This is a genomic window from Paenibacillus sedimenti, from assembly GCF_014534655.1.
GTDB classification, from domain to species: Bacteria; Bacillota; Bacilli; order Paenibacillales; family NBRC-103111; genus Paenibacillus_E; species Paenibacillus_E sedimenti.
This window is the reverse complement of sequence record NZ_JACVVD010000002.1, coordinates 179,584-206,062: the sequence shown is the minus strand read 5'-3', so window position 1 is coordinate 206,062 and position 26,479 is coordinate 179,584. Positions and strand designations below refer to the sequence as shown.

Annotated in this window: 19 protein-coding genes and 1 riboswitch; of the genes, 4 read left to right on the top strand and 15 right to left on the bottom strand. The window is 47.4% G+C overall.

What is annotated here, in order from left to right:
* The first annotated feature begins 194 nt into the window (after positions 1-194).
* A complete protein-coding gene (locus tag ICC18_RS05555) occupies positions 195-1,172 on the top strand; it encodes a hypothetical protein (RefSeq protein WP_188173391.1) in 978 nt (325 codons plus the stop codon).
* 252 nt (positions 1,173-1,424) lie between these two features.
* On the opposite strand, the gene ICC18_RS05550 is transcribed toward ICC18_RS05555, so the two are convergent.
* From ICC18_RS05550 to ICC18_RS05510, 9 genes are all read right to left on the bottom strand, one after another.
* The gene (locus ICC18_RS05550) at positions 1,425-1,967 is read right to left on the bottom strand and encodes a site-specific integrase (protein WP_188173390.1); all 543 of its coding nucleotides are present in this window, start codon (positions 1,965-1,967) and stop codon (positions 1,425-1,427) included.
* Between the two features lie 617 nt (positions 1,968-2,584).
* Positions 2,585-3,166 carry a hypothetical protein gene (locus ICC18_RS05545; protein WP_312029500.1) on the bottom strand — a complete coding sequence of 194 codons (582 nt, stop codon included), beginning with the start codon at positions 3,164-3,166 and terminating at the stop codon, positions 2,585-2,587.
* Between the two features lie 2 nt (positions 3,167-3,168).
* On the bottom strand, positions 3,169-9,375 hold the full coding sequence (locus ICC18_RS05540) for a DUF6531 domain-containing protein (protein ID WP_188173388.1): 6,207 nt from the start codon (positions 9,373-9,375) through the stop codon (positions 3,169-3,171).
* A 20-nt stretch (positions 9,376-9,395) separates the two neighbouring features.
* On the bottom strand, positions 9,396-11,342 hold the full coding sequence (locus ICC18_RS05535) for an S-layer homology domain-containing protein (protein WP_188173387.1): 1,947 nt from the start codon (positions 11,340-11,342) through the stop codon (positions 9,396-9,398).
* Positions 11,343-11,395: 53 nt separating this feature from the next.
* A riboswitch (cyclic di-GMP riboswitch) is annotated at positions 11,396-11,490 on the bottom strand.
* A 183-nt stretch (positions 11,491-11,673) separates the two neighbouring features.
* Entirely contained in the window at positions 11,674-13,146 is a 1,473-nt protein-coding gene (locus ICC18_RS05530; protein WP_188173386.1) for a S8 family serine peptidase, read from the bottom strand.
* 140 nt (positions 13,147-13,286) lie between these two features.
* Positions 13,287-13,499 carry a CLC_0170 family protein gene (locus ICC18_RS05525; RefSeq protein WP_188173385.1) on the bottom strand — a complete coding sequence of 71 codons (213 nt, stop codon included), beginning with the start codon at positions 13,497-13,499 and terminating at the stop codon, positions 13,287-13,289.
* 35 nt (positions 13,500-13,534) lie between these two features.
* Positions 13,535-14,761 carry a Ger(x)C family spore germination protein gene (locus ICC18_RS05520; RefSeq protein WP_188173384.1) on the bottom strand — a complete coding sequence of 409 codons (1,227 nt, stop codon included), beginning with the start codon at positions 14,759-14,761 and terminating at the stop codon, positions 13,535-13,537.
* Positions 14,758-15,849, bottom strand: a complete 1,092-nt coding sequence (locus tag ICC18_RS05515) for a GerAB/ArcD/ProY family transporter (RefSeq protein WP_188173383.1) — start codon at positions 15,847-15,849, stop codon at positions 14,758-14,760. Before ICC18_RS05515 ends, ICC18_RS05520 begins: the two co-directional genes overlap by 4 nt.
* Positions 15,797-17,512: a spore germination protein gene (locus ICC18_RS05510; protein WP_223192354.1), complete on the bottom strand. Its 1,716-nt coding sequence runs from the start codon at positions 17,510-17,512 to the stop codon at positions 15,797-15,799. The genes ICC18_RS05515 and ICC18_RS05510 overlap by 53 nt, the downstream gene beginning before the upstream one ends.
* Before the next feature lie 219 nt (positions 17,513-17,731).
* On the opposite strand from ICC18_RS05510, the gene ICC18_RS05505 reads away from it, so the two are divergent.
* Together ICC18_RS05505 and ICC18_RS05500 are read left to right on the top strand one after the other, a co-directional pair.
* On the top strand, positions 17,732-18,733 hold the full coding sequence (locus tag ICC18_RS05505; RefSeq protein ID WP_223192353.1) for a peptidoglycan DD-metalloendopeptidase family protein: 1,002 nt from the start codon (positions 17,732-17,734) through the stop codon (positions 18,731-18,733).
* Positions 18,733-19,185, top strand: coding sequence for a bactofilin family protein (locus ICC18_RS05500; RefSeq protein ID WP_188173382.1), 453 nt, complete (start codon positions 18,733-18,735; stop codon positions 19,183-19,185). Before ICC18_RS05505 ends, ICC18_RS05500 begins: the two co-directional genes overlap by 1 nt.
* 424 nt (positions 19,186-19,609) lie before the next feature.
* Here the strand turns inward: ICC18_RS05500 and ICC18_RS05495 are convergent, their stop codons facing one another.
* Genes ICC18_RS05495 through ICC18_RS05480 form a run of 4 tightly spaced genes read right to left on the bottom strand, consistent with a single transcriptional unit; the run spans position 19,610 to position 23,483 of the window.
* A complete protein-coding gene (locus tag ICC18_RS05495; RefSeq protein WP_188173381.1) occupies positions 19,610-20,632 on the bottom strand; it encodes an ABC transporter substrate-binding protein in 1,023 nt (340 codons plus the stop codon).
* Positions 20,633-20,646: 14 nt separating this feature from the next.
* Positions 20,647-21,411: an ABC transporter permease gene (locus tag ICC18_RS05490; RefSeq protein ID WP_188173380.1), complete on the bottom strand. Its 765-nt coding sequence runs from the start codon at positions 21,409-21,411 to the stop codon at positions 20,647-20,649.
* A complete protein-coding gene (locus ICC18_RS05485) occupies positions 21,344-22,183 on the bottom strand; it encodes an ABC transporter ATP-binding protein (RefSeq protein WP_188173379.1) in 840 nt (279 codons plus the stop codon). Before ICC18_RS05485 ends, ICC18_RS05490 begins: the two co-directional genes overlap by 68 nt.
* 52 nt (positions 22,184-22,235) lie before the next feature.
* A complete protein-coding gene (locus tag ICC18_RS05480; protein WP_188173378.1) occupies positions 22,236-23,483 on the bottom strand; it encodes a DUF445 domain-containing protein in 1,248 nt (415 codons plus the stop codon).
* A 165-nt stretch (positions 23,484-23,648) separates the two neighbouring features.
* Between ICC18_RS05480 and ICC18_RS05475 the strand changes: the two genes are divergently transcribed.
* Positions 23,649-24,476 (top strand): DUF2935 domain-containing protein, encoded by an 828-nt coding sequence (locus ICC18_RS05475; protein WP_188173377.1) that lies wholly within the window; start codon positions 23,649-23,651, stop codon positions 24,474-24,476.
* Positions 24,477-24,877: 401 nt separating this feature from the next.
* Here ICC18_RS05475 and ICC18_RS05470 read toward each other — a convergent pair whose 3' ends face one another.
* Complete coding sequence (locus tag ICC18_RS05470) at positions 24,878-25,582, bottom strand: HD domain-containing protein (RefSeq protein WP_223192407.1); 705 nt, start codon at positions 25,580-25,582, stop codon at positions 24,878-24,880.
* Positions 25,582-26,433, bottom strand: coding sequence for a TrmB family transcriptional regulator (locus tag ICC18_RS05465; protein WP_188173376.1), 852 nt, complete (start codon positions 26,431-26,433; stop codon positions 25,582-25,584). The genes ICC18_RS05470 and ICC18_RS05465 overlap by 1 nt, the downstream gene beginning before the upstream one ends.
* Positions 26,434-26,479: the final 46 nt, after the last annotated feature.

Sequence of the window (26,479 nt, the reverse complement as noted above, 5' to 3'; positions counted from 1 at the left end):
TTCCGATCCAACCTTTTCTGCGTTGACTAGGTAAATTCATATGAGAAAAAGCATGGCAAGCACCATTGCCATGTTCTTTCTGTTGCACTTTTATGAAACCGAAATGAAAATGGGGTGTTTGCTATGATCGTTAGGATGTTAGGTTACGCGTCCATACAAATCAAAAATACGCGGATGAAAGGGGCTAAAATGCCATGAATGAGAAGGAGATTAAGACAATTATCAGCTATGACAAAAAGGCGACTAAGCTTTATATGCCAAACGAAATATTTGAAGACTTGGTAGCGTGTAAGGAGTTCAATAAAGATACAAGCAGCCACATTGCATTTGCATACAGCTATACGTATCTATGCACATGGTTGTATCGGTATTGTAACTTTTTTAAAACCGAACCAATTACACAAGAACGATTAAAGGAGATCATGGGTTACACTGCCACCTATAAGAACTTAGATTATATTATCAAGAAAAATGGATTGTTGGAGCAATTGGGTTATTTGGAAACTACAACTGATTATCCTTTGACATGGGAAATAGATGAAGATAAGATTTTAAATTTTCAGACGGTAAAAACATACAAACTTGAATTTGGAAAAATACCCGAGACAACTAGCAGAAACTTTAAAGTTAAACTTCCTACAAAAGCATTCCACAGAACGAATGAATCTTTGGAATCACAACTCCTAGATGGTACGTTTTATGATGTATACAGTACACACATGATTCCGATTGAGGTTTTTATGTATTGCATGGCGAAAGAGGATATTGGGGTTATAGGCTTCTATCTCTACGCTTTTATAAAGAACAAGAACGATCTATTTCAAGCTGGGGTAGACATTTCTCTTAAGGAGATTGCAGATCAAACAGGAATAAAAGCTACTACTCTCACTACCTATCTAACAAGGCTCAAAGAATTTAATATGATAGATTGCCGGGTGAAACCCTATGTATTTAACCTACCACAGCGTCTCTGGGAAGCTAACACCTATAACGTTAAGGAACATGAGTTCTTCGGAAATAAGGCAACTCCAGTAGAAAAGAGAAAGGTTATGAGCCTATACACGTATGAAAAAGAATATGGAATAATTGATACACTGGACAATAATACTGGAAATGACTTTCTACAGTTGGCTAATACAATTGATATTGACGACAATTTGTTACCATTTTGATTTTGAAAGGCTTAGAAAATAAACAGGTATGTTATTTGGGGTTAATATAATAAAGGGCTATATTCTTTTGGAATTTTTGAGTAATGAGTAAAGAGCGTAAGCAGTACAGTCTTATATTAATTAACCCCAAAAATCATACCTGTTAAATTTCAAGTTATTGCTTTACACTAATAGTTTTGATTTGTTGTCTACCACCGCGCGATGCTTGTTAAAATATATTACGTTATGCTGTCTTCTGTGAAATTTTAGCTATCATAGACTAAAATCGTCAATTGCTTTATCCATGATATCTTGGTTAATACCGATATATCTGAGTGTCACACAAGGGGCTGAATGATTGAATAATTCCTGCAACAACGCTATGTCCTTGGTCTTTTGATAGAACCAGAATCCAAAGCTTTTCCTCATAGTATGGCATCCAATATCCTCTAAGCCAACCTCTCTAGCCACGTTGTTGAGAATCCTGTAGGCTTGCTCTCTACGTATCGGTATCCCCGTTTTATTTGAAGGAAATAGATATTCTACGTCATCCATCCTTCTAATATAGTCATCAATAATGGTGCGAAGGTTGCTGTTGATCTTGAAACGCTTCTCTTTCCCCGTCTTCTTCTCTTTGATCATGATATGTGTTTTGGCTCTTACATCACAAACTCGTAACGGTAGTAGATCAGAAATACGAAGACCGCTATTAATGCCAAGCGTAAAGAGAAATTCGTCCCGTAGAGATTGGTGACGAAGTCGGTCTTTGATTTCTTCAATCTTGTTTTTGTCACGAATCGGCTGGACTATATTCATTAGTGTCGGTACTCCTTATCCCATACAATATGTGTCATTTGCTGGGACTGTATCATCCAATATGTTGCATTGTCCAGTCTAAATTTTCGAAGTTTCCGAGGAATGCATAGCTGACAAGCTTTCATGGATTTTCATGATGCAACAAAATTATGATTGTGTGACTTGAGTTAGGTAGGAAGTTGAATTATTGACGAATACTATCATTTGGGGACGGTCATTTATCGTGAGGGGTGGAGGGGTAGTAATTACCTAAATAGAAAATGGATTTTTCCGCAAAGGGGTAGGCACAGCAGGAGGGCGACCTATAACCAAAACGAACCCCATATATAAAAGATGACTTTTATCTAAGGTGTATCGTAAGCCCCACATGACACCTGACAAACAGAAACGTCACGCTGTTCTCTCTTGTTTGTCGTGTTGATGCTGATTATCAGCTACGCATACAACATCGCAGACGTGTTCAGAATCGGTCAGGTTAGTTAGTGGTTTTTTGTCATTTGAATTGAAAGTTTTAGCCGCTAGTATCGTTCTAGTTTTTAATTACGTTGTTAACGATACAGCGGTGGACAAAAAGAAAACCACCCTACGATGGTTAGTCGCAAGGTGGTTTAAATATATCATTTAGAAAAAGTATTTTTGATTGGTTGGGTAGAGTCCCAGCTTATCAGTTTAATATGGTACTTATCAAGAAATTCACTTGCATTGGAAAATTGAGTGCTAACAGTCCTTCCATCATTTTCAAAAACCCTTCCATCTTTTTTGATAATTCTGCCTCCTCTTTCAATAACTATAGAGTCAGCAATAGTCTGCTGAAACTCTTCATTGTGACCCAAATCACCCATAAAGTATCTTGCAATCCCTGGATAATAGGATATTTCCGCTTTGCCATTGACTTCTAGCAACGGTTGCCGGAAGCTATTTCCGCTAGCCAATCTATCATTCCACTTACGATATTTTCCATTGGCTTCATCTGCACCAAAACCATCAAATTCACATATTAAAGTATCCTGAATCACCTTTCGCTCTCCGTTAATTACATATTCCAAACGAAATGGAAATTCTCCATATGTGATTTCAGGTCGTGGAGGGTTTGGTTCTGAATGAATGCCTATGAATATGAGAAGCCAAGGCCAAGCAAGGTACGTTACGATTGCTATTACCAACAGCAACGGAACACCTAGTATTAACAATATTTTCACTTTCAATTATGACCATCCTCCAACAAAGCACTTATTACTGAATCCATCGAGTGATTAGCTATTCCCACTCTCGCACTTTCGCTCGCTCTATCATATAGTACCGCTCCTCCATTATACCACGTCTTTTCTCTAACATTATTCTCATCAAAGAAAACCTGCTGTGGTAAATAATACGTTGTCCCAGTTGGCACTTCACCAAAAGTATCGTTTAAAACTTCACGCGTAACAACATAATTTTTTACGCTAGCGGTATAGTCCTCGTCACTTAAACCATATTCATCTAATTTTGGTATTGCAGGATTAAATGTAATAGCATTTAAATTATTGGCAACTGCATTGACAACCGCTTCTGCCCCTCCTTTCGAGTGCCCTACCATGGTTATTTCACTATCCTTATTGTTAGCCACAAAATACGATGATTTTGAAATCGAGTCTTTCATATCATCCGAGTAACCATATGGTTGCTGGATATTATTGACCCAATCGCCCTTTGTGCTAGAACCTTTGTTTACTAAGGCGTATTCTGTTGTTCCGTCAGCCTTGACACTTGAATATACACCTATTTTTAATCCCTCGCCATTTCTCAGGATGTCAATTATCGTCCATCCACCAACAACAATTTTTTTATCTGTAGCATCCTTCTCTGTAGCACCATAAATGTTTTGCGCCATTACAGCGGCTTCCCTCACAGTAGGGATATATCCACTTGGGTCAATATACCTCAACGGATTGTTCCACACATACGCATACCCATTTTGACTCTTCGAATTGCCTAAAGCCCCTTTATACGTATCCTCACTAACAAACCGTCCAAGCTCCGGCTTATAGTACCTCGCTCTCGCATAAGACATACCGCTATAGTAATCATACCCTAATCCCGTATATCCGAAAAGGTTATCCGGTCCCGGCCAGTTGACGTCGAATTTCTTTGCGTCCGTAGGGATGCCGAATTCATCGTAGTGATAACGTGATGATACGCGTCCATCCTTCTCGATTAAGCCTACCGCGCTGCCTAGAGTATCGTTTAAATACCACAATGTTCTCGGTGCTACGCCCTTTTCAGCTCCCGCTGTGCCGTCATGAGGATCCCATCCGTTATTTTTGTCGTACGCTGGCAGATACGTCATACTGATACGTTCTCCGCCTGCTCCATACGTGTAAGTCTCTTTCCAGCGGTAGAAATCGTTAGTTCCGTTTAACTGATCCTTATCCGTTACCTGAAGCGGTTCCGGAAGCGCTAAACTGACATCATTGGTATAGTTGAACTCCCAATGCTTCTTCTTGAACTGCGGCTCCCAGCCTTCACGCGGTCCTCCCGGATGCATATCCGGATAGGGCTCTTCTACTTGCCCACATTTCTTAGCTAGCCCGGGTGGAATGAAGCCAGGAGGTACTTCATGGCATTTACCATTGCCATTACCGTTGTTGTTATTACTATTTCCATTTCCGTTGCCCTGACCGTTCCCGTTGCTGTGGTCCGTCGGACCATGTTTTACGTCGACGATCATCTTCGTTCGGTTGCCATCTCCGTCATAGAAGAATTGAGAGATGTCTTTCTTCGCGCTTCGATGCTGCTTCAATCGATTGGACGAATCCCAGATGTATTCTTCTATTAGCTCTGGGGAAGCTGTCGTTGCACTGCTCATCAATGTGTTATTACCATATACGCCACTTGCAACTGTGCCCCAGTCGTAGACCCCGCCCGTTACGGAATTCCATCCATTCATGCTGGATAGGCTAGTAACTGCGGTATCATCCAGGTTATCAATGCCGATTACCTTCAGCAGATTACCCCGCGGATCATAGGTGAAATCCTTGTAGTTGCTTCCGCTTAGCCAATGAAGAAGCTTATCGGCTGGGTCATAGCTATATTGTTCCAAGTTAGATAGCGTATCCCACGTGCTCTGTTTCGTTAGACGATTGCCAACTGCATCATAGCTATAGCTAGTCAAGGCTGGCGTAGCCGCTGTTGCCTGATTGTATTGCTTTACTTGCGTCAATTGGTTAAGCGCATCATAGGCGTATTCGGTAATCATCGATTCCGGATGGTCTCCGCTATCCAGATCATCTTCGTCGTTGCCATCTTCCACTCGTTCCATGCGTGAACGGTTACCTACAGGGTCATACGCGTACTGCAGTTGTTCCACGACCTTGCCGTGCTGATTCGCGTGTCGAATGTTCAGCACCTGACCAAGCGCGTCGTACTGGTACGTGCTTACGCCTTGCGTCGGCAGATTCTTCTGTGTCAATAAGCCCCGCTTATCGTACGTGTAGCTGGTGGTTAGACCACTTGCATCGGTGACACCTGTCATGCGATCTAACAGGTCATACTGATACGTAACGGCCGTTTGATCCGGGTACACGACTTTGCTGCGCTGCCCAGTTGGCGTCCACTCGTAGCCGATGGTTTGGTTCGCCCCGTTCGTGACCTGGGTAAGACGATTCAAAGCATCGTACGCATACGATGTCGTTCCGGTCGAATCATTCATGGAGGTGCGTCGACCAATGGCATCGTAGGCGTAGTTGACCTTTTTCCCATCAGAGTAGCTGATTTCCATCAGTCGGTTCATGGGATCATATTGATAAGCGGTTAGCTTGTTATCCGGATACTTAATATGATCCACATTGCCGTTGCTATCATAGCTTAGCTGTGTCAGTTGATTGAGCGGATTGATCTGTTTAACCAGTTGGTTTCGGTTGTTATATTCATATCCCGTTACCCGCATGAGCGCATCGGTTTTACTCGTTATATTCCCTACTGCGTCATAGGTGTAGCTTGTTCTAGCTTGCAAGGCATTCGTTACCGATGTTAACCTGCCAAGCGGATCATAGTCATAGCTCGTTGTTTGCTGTTTGGCGTCCGTTATGCTTTTCAAGCGCCCCAGCGGATCATAGTTCATCGAAGTTGCCTGGTTCATCGCATCTACGATCGACGTAACAAAACCTAATGCATTATAACCGTACTGAGTCGTTGCTCCCGACTCATCCGAGGATGTGCGGACTCGTCCCAATTCATCTCGCTCCAGAGATGTCGTATTGCCGAGCGGATCCTTCGTGCTTGTCAACAATCCCCTTGCATCATAGAACATTTCCCAAACTGCGCCGTTTGGTTTGATCGTCTTGGTCAGGCGTCCGGCTTTATCATATTCAAAAGATGTTGAGGCATTCAACGCATCCGTCACTTTTACTAAGCGGCCTACTGCGTCATAGCCATAGGTTGTGCCATGTCCTAAAGCATTCGTTTCACGGGTTAAGCGGCCTACATGATCATATGTGTATGTGGTTATAGCGCCTGAGGCATCCTTTACCTGGTCAGGCAAATTCCGTTCATCGTAATGAATCTCCGTAATGCCGCCCTTCGGATCTTTGGTCCAAATCAGGTTGCCATTACCGTCATAACGGAATTCGGTTACTAAGGTAATGTCTTCGCCTTGTTCGTTCTTATCCTTAACTAACATGGTCTCCACACGATTGACGTTATTATATAGATACTCGGTCTCTGCTCCATTCGGAGCTACTTTCCGCGTCATATTTCCTATAGCATCATAAAAGAACTCCGTCGTTTTCGAGAGACTGTCCGTTACGGTTTTGATACGGTCAAATTCATAAGTGAAATGCGATTCTGCACCCGCAGCATCCTTATGGTATTTCAAATTGCTGTCTTTATCGTATTGAAATTCTTCCCGATTGTGGAGCGCATCGATCTTGGCTGTAACACGGTCGCGCGAGTCATATTCAATGGAACTGACTTGACCCAATGCGTCTACAATATCGGTTACGCGGTTGAGGCCATCCCGTTTCAAGTGCTTCTTGTAGCCGAGCGGATCGGTTACAAATTCTACAAATCCATTACTGTAGTTAGTGAGTACCACGGTCTCGCCTTTGGGGTTCACGATGCTTGTTGGAACGCCTTGTCCATCCCGGTTAATTCGGCTTACCTCACCCAAGGCATTGGTGATGGTCTCCATATTGCCTTTGCCGTCATACCCGATGGTGGTTTTGTTCCCAAGTGCATCTGTAATTTCCCAAGGTTGGTTCCACTCATTGTATTTCATGGAAGTTACTGCGCCTATCGGATCCACCACTTGTTCCAAATTACCTTGCAAATCGTAAGAGAACCTTCTCGTATTTCCGTTACGATCCGTGTGTAGGGTCATATTGTCTTGATGATCGTATTCAAAATGTTCACTGGACCCCTCCGGATAAGCGATCGCCGTTTGACGATATCTCTCATCATAGGAATAGGTTTTGACGCGGCCCAGTTCGTCGGTTACTTTGGTCTGCTTATTTTCCGTATCATAGGAAATGTAACCTTTCACACCGCGGAAATCGGTCTGTTCCTTGACCTTACCCTCTTCATTGTACACATTTACTAGAGATGCGGTATCATTCGGATTGCGGATTTCCGTTATACGGTGATTGGGGTCGTACTTGAACTTCATTGTTCCGCCGTCAGGCAGCGTGACGCTCTTCAAATCATGTTGGTAGATATCATACGTATACCGGACTTCCCGGCCCGCTTGGTCTACAATTCTTTCTATTTTCCCGGCATCGCCATAATAGAGGTTCAGCCCGGCGCCCTCCGTATGAATCCCCTCTAACACGCTGCCCGTATACGTCAGATTCACCTGATTCCCGTTCGGGTTTGTTATGGATAACAAGACCCCGTCTTGACGGAACAGATAGTTCCAATGATTCGGCATTTCGAGCAAATAGGTGCCATCTTGCAGCCGTTTCAATGTGTTATACGTTCCAAGCGGAGGTTTATACGTTCCGTCGCCTAGCGGCGTATATTCATAGCTCGCACCTTCAGCAGTCGTAACGGCGATGGTCTCTCCGGCACGCCGCTCCAATCTCCATTCATACGTATGACGCCAGCCATAACCTAAAGCTCCATTAAACGTATCCCTGCTGTGGTACGTAATCTCAAACTCTAGCGGGAATCTGGCTTGCAAACTGATGTTAGTATGCGAGAATACAAAATCTCCTGTTGCAAGATTAATCGGATCCAACCCAATCGGGCGAGGGTATTTGTCCGGGTTTGTAATCTTCTCAATGCTGGTCAAGTAATCCAATTCTTCTGATTCATACGTTCCAGCCCACTTCGGATCATACATTAATAACTGCCAGCCTTTATCTATTAAGCCCGGACAACCCTCAGGTACCCCAAGACAGGGTTTGAAAGGAAGAATGTTGGTAGTGGCAATCATCTTCCCCGTTGCCACCATTTCAGGCACGGTCTTTTTCACATAATAATACCCGGCCAAAGCTTCCCAGGTCACATTATTATCCCGAACATCATGCCGCAAAATGTTATACTGCGCGGAATGATGGGATTCCTTCCCACCTCGGATTCGTTTAGCAACTGCGGTAATTTTGTAAATTTCATTTTCTTTCAAATCAACTTCCGCTTCCCATTCCCCTACTAAGCTGCCCGGAGTCTTATCTGTACGGGTAGGAAAATCGTTAAAATAACTTGGTGTTATCGGAATACCTTGCGCCCACGCGCTTTCTCTTGGCTTCGTAAAAATTTTTCCACTAACCGGTGTAAGCACACGTTCCGTAGGGTCTTCGATTTGCTGAATGCCTTCGCGGTAAACTCTTGTGTAATATAATGTAACTTCGGTGCCGACCTCGGCTAATCCCCGAATTTTATGTGAAGTTTTCAACCGCTCCGGATCATAATGAGGATCGTTGTTAGCCTTATTGTAGTTCGGCAACATTTCCAAATGCGTAGGAGCCGGCGGATTCGGATTGAACACGGTAATATCTACCGAAGAACTCTCTTCTGAGAAATCTGTCGGTGTAACGCACGCCGTGTAGATCCCATCCAAGGCAAAGTCCGTTCCATTTTCTACCTCCACTTGACCATCCCATGTCACTGTGTGATGTACCAGAACGGCTTTGTCGACACCAGACAACATACTTCTAGTCCCGCCTTGACATATTTTTACATCTGTTGGATGGGTTGGTTGCAGTATGGCATTTGTAATCGGATCCCGGGCAGGATCGGTGTAAATCCATCCGATGTCCGTCTTCTCCCCATATACGGCATTAATTTGGGTAGATGAAGCCGTCACAGTCGTTCCAGCATGTGCTTTCGGCAATCCTCCACCCGGTATGAAAGGTATTCCCGTTAACATTACAAGGAAGGAAAGTACAATTGAAATGACTTGCTTCCATCTCTTTTTAGTTACTTTTTGGATCATGTTCGACTCTCTCCTTCGCTCTATAACTTATCCTGCTTTACTAACAATCTGAAAATGACCATCGCTGCTTCGCCACGTGTGGAAGTGGATTGCGGCCTGATTCCTTCCGTACTCCCTTCAACAAGTCCCAGCTTTACAGCCAATCCCGCATAACCTTGTGCCCAAGAACTGATCTCATTCGCATCAGCAAAAGGAAGTTCTCCCCGCTCTTGAATCGCTTCATTTTCTTTCCCCATCGCACGAATGATCATGGTCATCATTTGCTCCCGAGTCAGTTCCACATCGGGCTGAAATCCTTGATCTCCGCCATCTACGATGCCTTTGGCGGCAGCAGCTTCAATCCATCCTGCACCCCAATGATCCGAAGTTACATCCGTAAATCGTCCATTAGCCGAAACAGGTTTTAGCCCCATCGCCGCAGCTAACATTTTCGTAAACTGCGCGCGGGTCAGCTTCGCACTCGGTTCAAACACCCCTTCTTGCATGCCATTGAGGATTCCACGGGAAGCAAGCACCTCAATCTGCAATTCAGCCCAATGTCCTTCAACATCTGTAAACTTTACATCGTGAAATAGAATAGCGTACACCCCGGACGTAGTAACTTCCGATTGAACCATATGCAGTTGTCCGTTGACTCTTCCTCCCTCGTAATTCCATCCTTGTTCAGGATGATACGAGTAAATACCGAGCTTCTTTATGTTTTCAGCAAACATATCCTCATCTTCGTAGGCCATTTTTAAAATAACCGGCTTTGAAGGCGGTTGAGTAAAATGAATGTCCCAAACACTTGCCATTTTTTGAAACGGAGACATTGGGTTTTGTTCCGCTTGAAGCTCTACAACTTCATTCAGCTCAATTTCTGTTTCCTGATCCCAGGTCCCCGGGGCAAATTCAAGTGAAACTCTTCCGTCATCCGTCTTCAAGATTCCACCGTTAGGACCGATCTTACCTTTGATCACAACATCTTTCTGCGGAAGTGGAAGTTGTGAGGGACCACCTGAAGAAGGCTCTGGGAAATATTGTTTTACATTCTGCGAATCCAGTGTTGCAAAATCTTTCGTGCTTATTAGCACATTTCCAGTAAAGGCTAAGGGCCTCTGGTCTACCGTGCCGAATGTTGCCTGTTTTACGTCTCCAGTATGTACGCTTGCCACCATCATTTGGGCTACACCGTTCTTGTCCTCCATCCAGGCTACGTAAGAATCACCTACGACCAATTCACCAAAATCCCTTTCCTTCTTGGTCATTAACGTTAACTTCTTTACGTTTGAAGGCACCTCATGTACATTCACCAACGCGTACTGTGTTTCCGAGTAGTTATTAATAATAAACAAGGTATGATTCCCATTAAAAGCAAACCAACTTACATATTCGGTTTTGGAAGACGGAACAACCGTCCTGATCTCCCCGGTAGCTATTGTGTAGAGATCAAGCCCCGTTCCAGTCTGTTGTTTATATACAATGGTTCCACTTGCTACTTTCGGAAAGCGGCCATTTGCAAATTGCTTTAGGCTGCCGGTCGACCAATCGTACACATACATCTCAGCAGAAGCCTTGTTGTTGTGCCAAGAGACATAGCGGCCATCTGTAGTCGGCTCGATATGGTTTCCCGAATTGGTATTTAATTTCTTCTCAATGCCTGTTGACAATTGATAACCATACACATTCCATTCAAATTCGGGATTGTCCACATCCCTTTTCTCCTGCCAAACGATTAAGCCATGTTTTACTTTCGGAAAAGTTTTCACCGTAGCGGTGTTGGTAATTTGCTTGGTTTCTTCCGTTGCAACATTTTTATAAAAAATTTGCCGTTTCCCGCTGTCATCCGGAGCGTGCCACACCATTTCCTCGCCGGAAATATACACATCCCCGCCGGGAATGCTTGCAGCGTCGGCCTCTTGTATTACCCCGAATGTTACTGCAAAAGCAAGAAATACCATGATCATTAATCTGTTCACTTTCAACATGATGTACCTCCTAAAATTTTTTCGAATTTAAACAGCAAAAAACCAAGCTCCTATAGAGCAACCCGGCTATCGTCCCATGAGGTGTGACACATGGCTTAGACCCGTGGCTTTGCGTCCCCATCTTTCGGTGGGTTTGCCTTTGTTCATTATTGCTTGGTTAATAGGTATTTCTACTTATTAGCACTAGTCATTTAGAACTGACTATTTCCCATATTAATCCACGTTTTTTCATATTTCAACACTTTTCTACAAAAAAGAGGAAATCCACACATTTCATACAAAAAAAGCCTAGTCCTAATGAATAGGACTAGGCTCTTACTTATACCTCTACTTATTTTTGGGTCAAAGCATTATAAAGATTCGCCTCTCCAGCGCCATATAGCTGGTCGGTTCCTTTTTTACCCCAATCAATTGCGCTTTGGCTGATAAGAGCTGTTACTTGAGAAGGCGTTAGCTCCGGATGCGCGGCTTTGATAACACCCGCCATGCCTGCAACCTTAGGCGACGCCATCGATGTACCATGAAGCAGCGCATAGCTGGTCAGATTGGACGTAAAGTAAGAAGGCAAATAAGTTGGCCAAGTGCTGAGTGTGCGGTAATGGAAATCGCGTTGATTCAGATCCCCTGTTTCAGCGTAGACCGGTCCGTTATCCCCACCCGGAGCGGAAACATCGATCGACTTCGTTCCATAATTCGAATAAAACGCAATCTTTTCCGTAGACCATTGGTTGGATGAGGATACTGTGATCACACCCGGTGTTTGTCCGGGAACTACTCTTGACGCCCCTTTAAAGCTGAAACCGAGGCTTCCGTATTGCGCATTCATATAATCGGTGATTTCAGTAGGATTATTTAAATTTAATGAATCATTACCCGCAGCTACTACGACGGTAACATTTTTACTTAATGCGTAATCTACAGCGCGTTTCCAGACGAGTGTGTCGGCTACATCGCTATAGCTTCCGCCCTCAAACGTATACCGCGAGATGGCATCGAACCCGCCAAGGGACATATTAATGACATCTACTTTGTCGTTAGCCGCTTGCACGATAGCAGCAGCGATCCAGGAGGTAGGCGCACCTTGTCCTTCTGGGAATACACGGTAAGAACGGATGCCTAAATCCGGTCCGATCCCTTTCACTTTACCGTTCGCCGCGATGGATCCTGCAACGTGTGTTCCATGTCCGTCCCGGTCGCGAATGTCAGCGGGATCTCCCGTTTCACTGGCATCTATTCCGGCAGGAACAAAGTTCTTCCCGCCTACCACATTTGCCTTCAGGTCGGGATGGTTCGCGTCGATGCCCGAATCGATAACGCCTACAATCGCTTTATGCTTGATAGAGCCTCCCTCTAACTTCCCTCCTGTCTCAAGTCCATAGGTTGCTCCATCGTTCGTAACACGCTTCACATCCCATTGGTACTCCCAGAAGCTTGCTGCATGTTGAGGGATATCTGTCACCGGCTGCCCATCTGCCGCTGCGGGATCCACCTTCTTATAATCAAGCTGATGCACCAATTCAAGGTTAGCTCCACGAATTCCCGACACCTGTTTGATTTTAGTGAGAAACGCAGTGTCTGAAGACTCAACTTCAAGAGAGCCGAGCTCAGGCAGTACGCGTAGAACTTTTCCTCCTGCGCCTGAGATTGAGGCCTCGTAATCGGCAGGAATATTGTTTTGGTAAGCGATCAAATATTTTTTTGCTGTTGAGACACCTGAAGCAGGTTTGGATAAGCCGACACCACTGAGTAAGGTCGATGCTGCAATTACGGAAGAAAATAGAGCGACAGATAATTTGACTTTCATGAGACTCCTCCTCCAATGCAAAATGGGATTACACAGTTATAACTATTCGCCCGCTTATCCAAAACCCCTTCGATAAAAAATGTCGAATTGAACGACGGTCAAAAATTCCTACTAACGGCCTACTCTGCCCCTATGGAGACTCACCATAAGAAAGTTTTGTAAATCCAATTCCCAACAAAAGCAATACTGCCGGCTGCGAGGTTGAACCATCCCAGAAACCGTGTTACTTTTGCTTCCGTTTCCAGTTTACTTAACCGATAGCTCTTCAAATCAAATCGCAGCATGATCCCCCCTGTCAACCACAACAAATAGATGGTGAATTGGATATAGCCAATAGATATCCCTGATGCCATCGACTTTCCCCCACTCAAACGTGCTTATTAAAGGATTAAACTGCTTTCATGCCGACACGTCGAATTTCTACTTGTACGGTGAGATCAACCTTAATATCCGGGTACATCTGCTGCCATTTTTCTTTGGTCTTAATATGCTGATCCCAATATTTCCACTTCCTTGCACGGACTTTTTCGCCAAAGCCGAAGATGTCAGAGCCCTTCTCCTGCGTACGGCGGATTAAATCCAAATACGCCTTTTGTGCATCTTTGTTCAGCTGTTTTTCCATCGTTTGTATGACAGTATGGTCCAGCTTTACCTCTTCGGTCGATTTCTCCCGGATGTTTCCTTCCAGCATGATTTTCACACGTACATGAGGCTGTCCGTCTTGAATATCAACTTTGGTGAACACTTTGCGGCTCCTTGCACTGAACTCCAAGTAATCAGATGTACCCGGAATTTTAACGAAAGCCTGCCCTCCCGCAGGATTCATCCCCATGATACCCATGAGCAGAATGATATCTACCGGTTGTGCGCTTCCTACTAATTTATCGCCGCGGAAATAAGCTAAGCCGCTGATCTGTAAACTGTCCTGACCTTTAAGTTCAGCGTATGGCAAGTACCCTTCCTTTCCTTTGGCCGATACCGAACTCCAAAATAAACCAAGGAAATCATTCGGGAATCGCCCCATTTTGACCGCTTGGTCCATCGTTGTCATCAGATATAAGGTAGGCACCCGCTCCAGCTGTGGTGATGCTTTCATCAATTCTGTTGTGCTGCCTTTGGAGATAAACATCCAGCTCATGCGGCGAATATCGGGATTCCGGCGAAAATAATCGTTTATATTTTGCATCCCCTTTTGCGCTACCTTTTCAGATACGACAATAACACGCAGGTGCCCAAAAAATAACGGGGACGCTATTCGCTGCTGCAGCCCGTTAATGGCATCATCTATTGTATGACCCACGCCTGAAACGACCCACACCGTCCTTTTCCCCCCACCCTCACCGCCTGCCCCGGGACCTAATGGGATGCGGCCTGGAACGGCGACTTGCACCGTTAGTTGAATCATCCCGTGTTCAGGGATATCCAGCGCGCCTTTTTTATGGGAAATCTGTGCCTCTTCCTCTGCAGCGCCGGGCTCCGCCGGATCAATTCCAATACCAAGAACAACAGCACGTTCCTCAATTTCTTGACGATCCCAACACCCTGCAGTGAGCAGAAAGATGCAGATAAGGATAATGGCTTTTGAAAAATAGGAAGTCCATCCATGATGATTCATCGTAAGCCTCCCTTCTTGCGAATGTTGGCGATCATCAGAAGAAGCATTGGATATACAATGGTAATTATTAGACCGCACCTTCCAACAATCGAAATGACCTCATACATTTGTAAAATACTCTGAGGAAGCATCGCCATTACAAACAAAAACGGCAATATAAACAGGGAGAGCATTCGATGATCCCGCAAACCGAATAATTTGCTTGCTAAATGAATCGTCAGGTAATAGCTGGCAAATATGGTTGTAAACACAGCCGTTACCCAAATCGCCAAGAAAGCGGCATCCAGCCGTTCCAAAATATTACCGGGCAGCGTCGTCGTCTTGGCTAATTCCAAGGTAGGCCATAGTAATAGTTTGGTTTCCGCAGGGCCAAACACACCGACAGCGGCTATGACAATTGTTATGTAAAGCGCACCTGATATAGACATCCCCCAAAAACCGGCTTTCATCGCTTTTTCCGGTCGACGCATAGCAGGGATGACAATCGTTTGAATAAACGAACCTTGGAATAAGGCCGCGATAATCAGCACACCGTTCAACATGTCTCGTGGTGCATTGCCCCAAAGCGGCAGTAAAAAATCGGCATCCGCATTTTTCAAAGAGAGCGAAACAATGAGAATGGCCGGACCTAAAATAATGGGCAAATAGAGATGGTGAATGTAGGTGAATGTGGTCATATCGCTGCGCGACGCAAGTGTCGCTATCATCAGCATGACGATAACGGAAACTTCAAGCGGTGTTTTCTTCAAGACTGAAGTGATGACGACTTCCCCGAATTCCCTGGACGCCAAGGAGGCGAGAATAGCGAAAAAGAGGACGACAATGCCGCTGCCGATCCTCCCGGGCCATTTGCCCAAAATCTCCTCGCTATATTGCGGGAATGACTGGGTCGGAAATCTCATCCCTAATTTGGTGACAGCCCATAGCCCTAACGAAGAGACCAATACAGCAAAGAATGTTACCAGAGGCGCACCCGTGTTTGCTGAACGAACAGCAAATAAAGGAAGGGGGAGGACCCCAACACCGATGATTGTACTAATGAGAATTGCCGCCGCCTGAATCGTTGTGACTTGCTTTGGATATTCCATCGGACTCCCCCCATTTCTCATTGCCGACCTTCAGCGGGTCTAATGTATTGTGCGGAGTTTGTTTGAGACTGTTCATCACATCATCGCCTACACGATCACGGTTGGGTGTATGTAAAAGAGAAGGGCGTTTCTTCATCCACCATAGCGGCCCGCGCATAACCGTATCCTTCATGCCTTCATAATTACCCGGAACGATCGGGCTCATATAAGGAACCCCGAAGGATTTCAAAGAAAGTACGTGGTTGGCAATTAAAATCAAGCCTACCATCACGCCGAAAAGGCCGAACATTCCCGCCAGAAAAACAAGGGGAAAGCGCAGCAACCTTAATGCCAATGCCGCATTGTAGGCTGGTGTTGCAAACGAACCGATCGTCGTTAAAGCAATGACGACAACGGTGATCGGGCTAACGAAGCCGGCGGCTACCGCTGCTTGTCCAATAACAAGTACACCCACAATGGAGAGGGCGCCGCCGACCTGCTGCGGCAAGCGAAGCGTAGCTTCACGAAGCACTTCCATGGATACATCCATCAACAGCACTTCCACGACGGAGGGAAAAGGAACTCCCGCCCTGCCTCCTGATACCGCAACAGCGAATTTAGTCGGAATCAGTTCCGGATTAAACGCAATAACCGCTACATAGAGGGATGGAGTGACCAGCGAGAAAACAAGCGCCAGCAAGCGCGCCAGCCGAATAAAGCTGACCATCAGAAAGCGTTCCGCATAGTCTTCGGTCGTCTGGTAGAACTGTGTGAATACCGAAGGGGCGATTAGCGCAAAAGGAGAACCGTCGACGAGAATAATGACTCTTCCTTCCAGCAGATTGGCGACCGCTTTGTCTGGCCTTTCCGTATTCTGGATTTGCGGGAACGGCGAGAGATGGTTGTCTTCAATAAACTGTTCCAGATAACCGACATCCAGGATACCGTCGATATCGATAGCGGATATGCGGTTCTCGACCTCCTCCACAAGTGCTTCGTTCGCAATGCCTTTGAGATAACAAACCGCTACGCGGGATTTCGTCACCCTGCCGACTTGCAGCGACTTCATCGTAAAATCCGTTGTCGGCAAACGGTAGCGCAGCAGTGCGATATTCGTGCCAAGCTGCTCAATGAAGCCTTCACGCGCACCTCGAATGACCTGTTCGGTTAGCGGTTGATCGATCGAACGTTTATCGACCTTGGTCGTCCCAAGGATAATCGCTTCGTCCATACCCTCTACAATGATAATGGTTTGACCGCGTAAAATGACATCTATGATAGGAGGAATTTTATTTTCCAGCTTACCCATGCTGTGATAGAGCGTATCGTATAAGAGAATATCCTTCAGTTGGTTCAATTCAATACTTGCCATTGAGAGATGCGTTGGCGCTGTCATCAAGGGTCTCAAGACGTCCGCATTAACCCCTTCTTGATCGATCATATTGAGAAAATACACCATGACAGCCCGATACTGTCCAAATATATGGAATCTGCGAATGATCAGATCATCGTTATCGCCAAGAACTGTTTGAATGAAATGGATCGATTCATCCAGGTTACCCGATAATATTTCATCGTGGTGCTGCTCCAGATAACGATCGGGTATGATCTTTTGAGGCGTTTTATCCTTTTCACGCTGACCACTTGGTACCGGTCTATATTTCATCCACTGCCAGACAGACATTCGAAACCACCTCGTTCGTCTCAAGCTTATACGCCCATCTAGTATGCCCGCTATATTCGAATTCATGTATAATTTACCAATGCAAAAACATGTACGTCAAAAAGCCGGCAAGCTCTTGGCGTTGCGCCAGTGTCCAAATAAAGTAGTCATGACTCGCCCCAATGACGAATACAATCGAATCAAGGAGGGGGACTTTGTTACGGAAAGGAAGAGGATCGGTTGAAGTTCATCTGGGGTAAGAAGGAATTCACCTTAATGATCATTCCGGGCGCCAACCGCCGAACCGTAAGAATCAAGCTTCCACACAGCAGTTTATATGTTGTGCCCAGCGTGATTGTGCTCGTATGGATTGGATTTTTTGTCACGATTTATTTGATGAACACCTACTTCCACAAGACGACGAGCTCGATGCAGCAATCGTTTGATGGACAAGAGCGTCAACTGGTTGATCAAATTACACTTAAAAATAGCGAACTCGAACAGCTTCAAAACAATTTGATTGACCTATCGCAACAAACCGATGAATTTAAAGCCAAGCTGGAGGAAATCAAAAAGCTGGAACATGTCGTACAATTGATGAGCCAAACAGGCGGGACAAGCAAAATATCCGCAGCTTCAAACAGCGGCTCCTTTTCCGGAACCGGCTCTGATGTTGGCGGTACTGAGGTTCCTGTTAATTCGCAGGAAGTTTCCCAGCTCGTCAGCAGCACCAAACAAGACCTGTCCTCGCTCGTCGGAGACATTAATGCGCTGCTGGCGAATTTGACAGAGTCCGAGGCGAAGCTGAAAGAAGCCGAGCGGCTTCGCAACATCACGCCTACATTATGGCCTACCGACTCCCGCAACATCACATCCGGTTTCGGCATACGCAAAGACCCTTTCACCCAAAAGCCCACTATGCATACCGGGTTAGACCTTGACGGCGAGCTGAATGATGCCGTATACGTAACCGCAGCAGGCAAAGTGGTGCAAGCCGGCTACGACAATCAGCATGGCTATCACATTATCGTGGATCATACACGCGGGCTGAGGACCGTATACATGCATCTGAATAAAATGCTCGTGAAACGCGGAGAATCAGTAACGAAAGGGCAAAAGATCGGCCTCATGGGAACGACGGGGCGAAGTACAGGTACCCATCTGCATTATGAAGTGCACAAGAACGGTGTCGAGATCAACCCCTCCCCTTATCTTATTCAAGATAGAAAGGATGACCGCTAATGCTCGGAAGCAGCAAATCCAAGCCAATTAATGACAAGACGACAGACACATTAATCGGTGAAAGTACGATCTGCGAAGGCAAAATCATGTCCGAAGCCAGCCTTCGCGTCGAAGGCCAACTGCACGGCGACGTCGAGTGCGCAGGCGACATCACCATCGGCGAGAACGCCATCGTGCAGTCCAACATACACGCCCGCGACGTCATCATTGCCGGCAAAGTCAAAGGCAATGTCCATACCAAGGGCAAGCTCATCGTAACCAGCTCCGGCGTGCTGATCGGCAACATTGATGTGCGTTCCTTCATCATTCAGGAGGGCGGGATTTTCCAAGGAAGCAGCTCCATGAATATGGCAGCGTCTGAACGAAGCGGCGGCAGCGGCGGCAAGGTCATCGACGCCAAGGCGCATAAGCAGCAAAAGAACGAACAGCAAGCCGCTTCCGGCGGGAATTAAAATAAAAAGGGCTATCCCAAAAGGTCTGAATTGACCTTAGGGATAGCCCTTTACTCAATCCGTGCACAACTACACAGATTAAACATTAGCGGGAAAAACCGGAGCTAATTTCGAACTCGAAGCCCATATTGATTTCCTAAATCCGCTTGTAACTGCCAATTTAGCAGGAGCTTTTCCTGTTATATTTGGATATACCCGCCATGCGTTGAGAAGAACATTAATTATCGGGCGATCGCTTGCGTTGATAAGGAATGGGGGATTGTTTTTGAAAGAGCTAGTAGGAATGCCACAAGCAACACGATGAGTAATAAAAAAGCGCGATCCCAGCATCATTTCGTATGCGAAATGACAGCTTCGTTATGAACTGCTCCAAAAAAAAAAGCCCGATTCAATCCTGAAAAGGATATAATCAAGCTGTCACTCCCTACTTCCCGCTCTTCACTTCTTCAAGCATCGACAGATTCACGAACTTGCTGAGATCGAGCTCCTCTTTCTTAATGCCTTTAATATACCTGGCGTCGATGGACACCTTCGCCATCTCCTCCATCACCTTTACATCCACGTCCGTGGTCAGTTTAAGTCGGGATAGCGAAGCTTGGATCAAGCTTTTGTCCATGCCTTTACCGCTGTACTGCTTCAACTGGTTGTTGATAAGGTCGTATGCCGGATCGGGGTTGTCCTGGATAAAGGCAATCCCTTGGAGGTTCGCCTTGATCGCACCCTTGACCATGTCCCGATACCGCTCGATAAACTTGTCGCTGGCCACCATAATGACCGTCGGGTAATCGCCGTGGTTAGGCGGTATTGCCTGCCAATCGGCCACCATTTTACCGAGTCCGGCCTTCTCGATCTGCGTTCCCCAAGGTTCAGGTACGAGCGTCGCGTCGATTTCCTTTTGACGGAAAGAGATCAGCGTATCCGACGGAGAGCGAACGATGAGATGAGCGCTACCCGCCCCTCTTCCCAAGCTTACACCTTCCTGCTGAAGCAGCATGCGCAGCGAAATTTCATTCGTATTCCCTTTGGACGGAATCGCGATTGTTTTATCCACTAAATCTTTAACGGCATTAATGCCTGTTCCATTGCGGGCTACCAGCACAGCGCCTCCATTGTTCGAACCGGAGACGACTCTGTAGTTCTGGCTTTTGAGGTAAAAAGTCGTCGCCGGTCCCGGTCCAACGAAGCCGATATCGATATCTCCCGTCGCCATGGCGATGGACAGATCGGATCCGTTATCGAAGGCCGTCACTTCGATGTCCACATCGTCGCCCCAGGCCTGGCGGAAATAACCTTTTTCCAGAGCGATATAGGCCGCAGCGTGCGTCACATTTTTGAAAATGCCCAGCCTTACTTTCTGCGCTTTGCCCGTAGGAGCGTCGTCCCCGCAAGCTGTCAGCAGTGTAGCAGCAACCAGGAGATGCGTCAGGGTCCATGCCAATTTTCTCATTGTAGGTTCCCCCGTTATGATTTCGAGCCTGCGAGGCCGTAGCGTTCCAGTACTTTATCCTCAAGCTTCTTGAAGCAGAAATGGTCGGAGACCGTCCCCAGTACGGCAATAATGATGACGATGCATAGCATCAATGACGTATCGCCTAAGTTGCGGCCATCTTGCAGCAGTTGACCGAGTCCTGCGCCTTTAGCAATGAGCTCACCGGCCACAAGCGCGCGCCAGGCGAATGCCCATGCGGTACGCACGCCGTTGATCAGATGCGGGAATGCTGCCGGAATCATGACCTGCACAAACATGTTGAAGCCATTGCCGGTGCCCATCGTCTGCGCGGCGCGCAAATAGATCGGCGGGATGTTCTTGATGCCGGTCCTACTCGATAAGGCCATCGTCCAGGTAGCGCCCAAAGTGGTGATGAAAATAACCGAAGATTCATTAAGACCGAACCAAATAATTGCAAAAGGAAGCCAAGCAATGCTCGGAATCGTCTGAAGCGCGACCACCAGGAAGCCAATCGTATCATCAAGCAGCCGGTATCTCGCAAACAGGAATCCAAGCGTAGTTCCGATCAGTAAAGAAATAATGAATGAAATCAACAATCTGGCCATACTCGCGATCGTGGCTTGTATCAATTCCCCGTGGACAATGCCGTCATAAAAGGCTTGCAGCGTCTGCGTCGGCGAAGGAAACCTCCATCCCCAGCCAAAAATTCTAAATCCCGCCTCCCAAGCTATCAGAAGCAGTACCAGAAAAATCGTTCTTCTTAATGCTGTACTCATCGCCGGTTTCCTCCCTTACCACTTTCTCCAGCTCATCCGCTAACGCATCCATAATCGAGCTCTCCACATGATGCAGCACCGAATCCGCGCTGTCACGGGGTCTCGCCGCTTTCACCACGAATTCTTTCTTGATCTTGCCCGGTCGCGTGGACATCACGAGAACCCGATCCGAGAGGATGACCGCTTCGCGTATGTTATGGGTAATGAAGAGGATCGTTTTGCGCGTACGCATCCAGATTTCTTCCAGTTCTTTGTGTAAAATAAGCCGGGTCTGCTCATCCAAAGCAGCAAACGGCTCATCCATGAGCAGAATCTCAGGATCCATCGCCAAAGCGCGGGCTATCGCCGCCCGCTGCCGCATCCCGCCGGAAAGCTCGTGCGGATAGCGATCCGCAAACCGGCTGAGATGCACGGCTTTGATCTGTTCCATGGCAAGCTCATGGCGTTCTTTCTTTCCGATGCCTTTCTGCTTGAGGCCGAAAGCGACATTATCCAGCACCGTCAACCACGGGAACAGGCCATGCTCCTGAAAGACAACGACGCGGTCCGCGCCGGGACCGGTCACCTTTTTTCCGTTCACTTGAAGCGTTCCTTCACTAACCGTATCGAAGCCGGCGACCAAATTCAGAACAGTTGACTTGCCGCATCCGGACGGCCCGAGCAAGGAGACGAATTCTCCTTTTTGAATCGTGAGCGATATATCGTCCAGCGCTTTATAGCTGCCGCCGATCCGCTGTATGAAGGTCTTGCTGACTTCCTTGATTTCAATCAAAATGCGTACCTCCTTTCATCTATACCGCCATTACCAAGAATACTCCTTTACGTTAGAAAAGCAGCTTCAGACCCGCCAGGCCAAGTCCGATAATAAAACCGCAAATCGCGCCGTTGACGCGAATCCATTGCAGATCTTTACCGACCTTGTCCTCCATCATTTCAATCAGCTTGTCGTTGTCCAGCTTGTCCAAATTCTCTTTCACGAGCTGCCCGATTTTGCTGTGATTTTGCTCCAGGTATAAGACGATTTGCTGCTGAATCCAGTCCTCGCCGCGCTCCATTACATCCCTGTCTTCCTTCACAGAAGCCAATAGCTTACGGATCATAGGAACCACGTATTGCGATGCAAAATCCGGTTGCTCCACGAACGCCTCCGCTTTGCCTTTCAACCGCTCCAGTGTTCCCGCAAGCTTCTCTTCGAGCGAGAAAATCTCAGGAAGCTTCTCCTTTAACCGATCCAGCTCCGCCAAAAGCTGCGGATGCTTATCCAGCTTGTTCAGCTCGCTGTGAATAAAGCTTAGTACAGCTTCTCTGCGCGGGTGGTTCTTGACTCTCATTTGCTCGATGTAGGTGAGCAGAAAATTCTGGATGATGCTGCCCAGTTTCTCCTCGCTCACCATGCCGATGAACGCATTGACGGCAAACGCCATGAAGCCGTTCGACTGCAAGCCTTCAAAAGCTTTGAGCGCCATGCCGCCGAGCTGGTCCCGCGTCTCGAATTTGACCGCCCACGCCTCTAATTTATCCAGCACAAAGTCAAACGTTTTGCCGTCATATCCGCCTTCCATGAAGCCATTCACAATCGTTCGAACGAGTCGGCTCGTAACCACGTCTTGAAGTGCTTTATGAATTTCCTCCGCCAGGAGCGGCGTCAATTTCTCAAGATCGATGGCGTGCAGCGCCTGCTTTGCGAGAGCAGTCAATCCCTTGTGAAGCGCCTCATTATCCAAATGGCTCTCAGCGAGCTCCAGTCCTCGCTCCAGAAAACGAATTTGCTGCAAACGCGTGCGGATCGTCTCTTTGGACAGCAGCTCATTCTCGACCGTGGAAACAAGCGCGTTGGTGATTTTCTCACGATTCTTCGGCAGCAGCGCTGTGTGCGGAATCGGTATGCCCAGCGGATGGCGGAACAAAGCGCTAACCGCAAACCAGTCTGCCAAGCCGCCGACAACTCCGGCTTCGAAGCCGCCCTGCAAGAAAGCTCCCCACACCGTTGAAGACACCGGAAGCGTAGCGACAAATCCGGCTCCCATGACGCCCAATGATACCGTTGCGATATATTTAGCTTCTTTTTTCATCTCCGTAACATCTCTTTCTTTCGTGTAGTGGTTGTTCATTTCTTTTTATTTTAACACAAAATCCGACTCAACTTGTTCTTGTTGGTTTTTGGGGTGAATACACTTCGGTGTGGAGCATTACAGCCCGTGATACAGCGGGGATTTTTCGTTAAGGAGGGGCTTTCCTTGAGCTTGAATGGGACCATGACGCCTTGGCAGGAGCATTTGTTTTGGGTGGAAATTTTGCAGGACCACGCGATCTTTGCGGATGAGGCGCTTGCTCCGGAAGAAGTTCAATGGATTGCGATCGCAAGGCGGTATATCGGCGCTTTTACCGAACTGCGGAATCGCATTCTGAAGACCGATCCTTCCCTGCCCGTTTCATATGAAGCGATGATCAAGCTGTCTAAAGATATTTATCCGGTGGCGCACGGATATTATCAATTTGAAGGACATTTACAGCATCTTCGCCTTCAAAATAAAATCGTCATCTCCCTGACGCCGGTGTATTTCAATGGAACGCTGCTCGAGAACGGGGAGTACTTGCGGATCCTCTCCTATTGGATGAACGGCTTGCCCTATGAGCCTCTGCCGCTCGTGAGTTTAATGGACATGTGGCTCGAAGATCAGCTCGGCCATGCGGTGCTGCTAGGGAATCATCTCGATCCTACAGAGATCGAGCTTGGAAAGAGCACGGAGCAATTCGCGCAGCAGTTTCAAGCCCATATCGTCAAAAATAAGGCGATACGGGGTTTTCTCCGGTTTACCGCGCCTAACTTCCCAGTCCAGCAAAGATTTGCCAGACAAGTCGCCACATCGGTTATCGGCTTCTATCACCTGGTTGAAGATGTGATTCGGGAATACCAGCACACCGAACTGCTGAGCCGCTTGACACTGCGCTTCCTGGAGCATCACATCCCGGAAACTTGCTATTTCCTGCACAAGCTGGCTGACTACAACGTGGAAATACTCGGCTTGCCGGATTGTCCGCTGACGAAGCCGTCTTTTAAGTGAGGCGGTAGAGCTGGGACGAGGTACTAGGCGGTGTTAAGCATTTTATTCTCGTACATAAAAGCAAAGTAACGAGGTCCGGCCATGGACTTGAGCTGTAGTTGTTCGCGAAGTAGGGGCTGTTTCGCATTTATGAGGCGTTTCGCACGTATGGCGATTCATAACGAACAATGGTCGTTATTAAGGATATAAAGCGACGCTATATCGTCGAAGATATGGATAAAATGGGCTCGAACGAACAAAGGTCTTTAATAAAGCACCTTGTTCGTTGTTTAGGGTACATTGTTCTATATAACCATATTTGACGAGCAAGCTCGAAATATTAACGTCACATCCACGCACATCGGTTTCTTGCATAAATTCCTGGTACAACAAAAAAGAGCCGTCGCCGGCTCAACATATCGCTATCTTTCCCCGTCCCACTCCGCATAGAACTGCTCCAAATATTGCTCCATGAAAAGGTGCCGCTCCTCTGCGAGCTTACGGGCGAAGTCCGTATTCATCAGCTCCTTCAGCTTCAGGAGCTTCTCATAAAAGTGATTGATCGCCGTATCGTTCCCGCTGCGATATTCGGCCTCCGTCATTTGCTCCCGCACCATGACGGAAGGATCATGAATCGGGCGTCCCTTCCAGCCCGAATAAGCGAACACGCGCGCGATGCCCACCGCGCCGATCGCATCCAGCCGGTCGGCATCCTGCACGACCTGGCCCTCGAGCGTGCGCATCGGCGGCCGCGCGCCGCCCTTGAACGACATCGTGCCGATGATCTCCAGCACGTGGTCGATTTGCGCCGCCGGCGTGCCGCTGGCGGCGAGCCACGCCTCCAGCTCCTGCTGCGCAGCAGCCGGGTCGGCGTTCAGCTTCTCGTCGGCGACGTCATGCAGCAGCGCCGCGAGCTCGCAGACGAAGCGGTCGGCGCCTTGGGCGGCGGCAATCCGCTTCGTTGTTTGCACGACGCGGTAGATATGCCACCAATCGTGGCCGCTGCTATCGCGCTCCAGCTTCTCCTTCACGAGCGCTTCGGCCGCGAGCAGAATACGTTCTCGTTCTCGTTCTCGTTCTCGCTCTTGCATTTGCTCTTGATCTCGCTCCTGTTCTTGCTCCCGCATCATTTCTTCTTTCTCCTCTTCCCTTCGGCTGGCTTTCCTTCAGCTTGCTTCGCCTCAGTTGACTTAACCTCTGTATACTTCTGCATGATCTTCTTGAAGTTCTTGCCGTACTTATCTTCCAGCTTAGCGCCCATATCCCGCTGCAGCTCATGCATCACGACACCATGGAAAAAATTATTCAAGAGCAGCTCCGCCATCGCCGGATGCTCCGTCAGCATCGCCTTGGTTGGCTCACCGCCGCCTCGCGTACCGATAATCGCCAACTTACGGTCGATGAGCAGTGTAAACTTGCGCCCAATACGAGCCTGCCATGCTTCATCGCGGCCATGCGGGAACTGATGCACGCCATTCGGCAGCTGGGCTTCGCCGACGGTCGAAGCCAGAATGCGCACGCCATGCTCCTGCGCATGCGCCAGTTCGTCCTTCAGCAGCTGCGCTTCTTCCGACCACAGCTCACAGAGCGCTTCTTCCCTCGCCTTCTTCAGCTCGGTGCGGATGCGCTCAATGACCTTGGCGTCGCCCTCCAGGCTGAAGTACTCGGTCCGTTCCGCATCCTGCTTCGGCATATGCGACTTCACATAGCGGATCGAAGCCTGCAGCTCCGCTTCAATCTTGTCGCCGATCTCGTCGATCGGCACGCTCTGGTAATGCGTCGGCTCACCGTGGCTGGTGAGCACGACGCCTTTCTCCGCGAGCTTCTGCAGCGCTGAGTACACGTTCGAACGCGAAACGCCAAGACGTTTGGCGATTTCGTAACCTGTCCGCTTGCCGGACTCCGCAAGCACGTGCAGGCATTTGGCTTCAAGATCCGTGAAGCCGAGATTTTTCAAATGCTGCAAAACTTCCTCCATGCTACAGCCCTTCTTTCTTTAACCCGGTTAATATTCAACTTGGTTA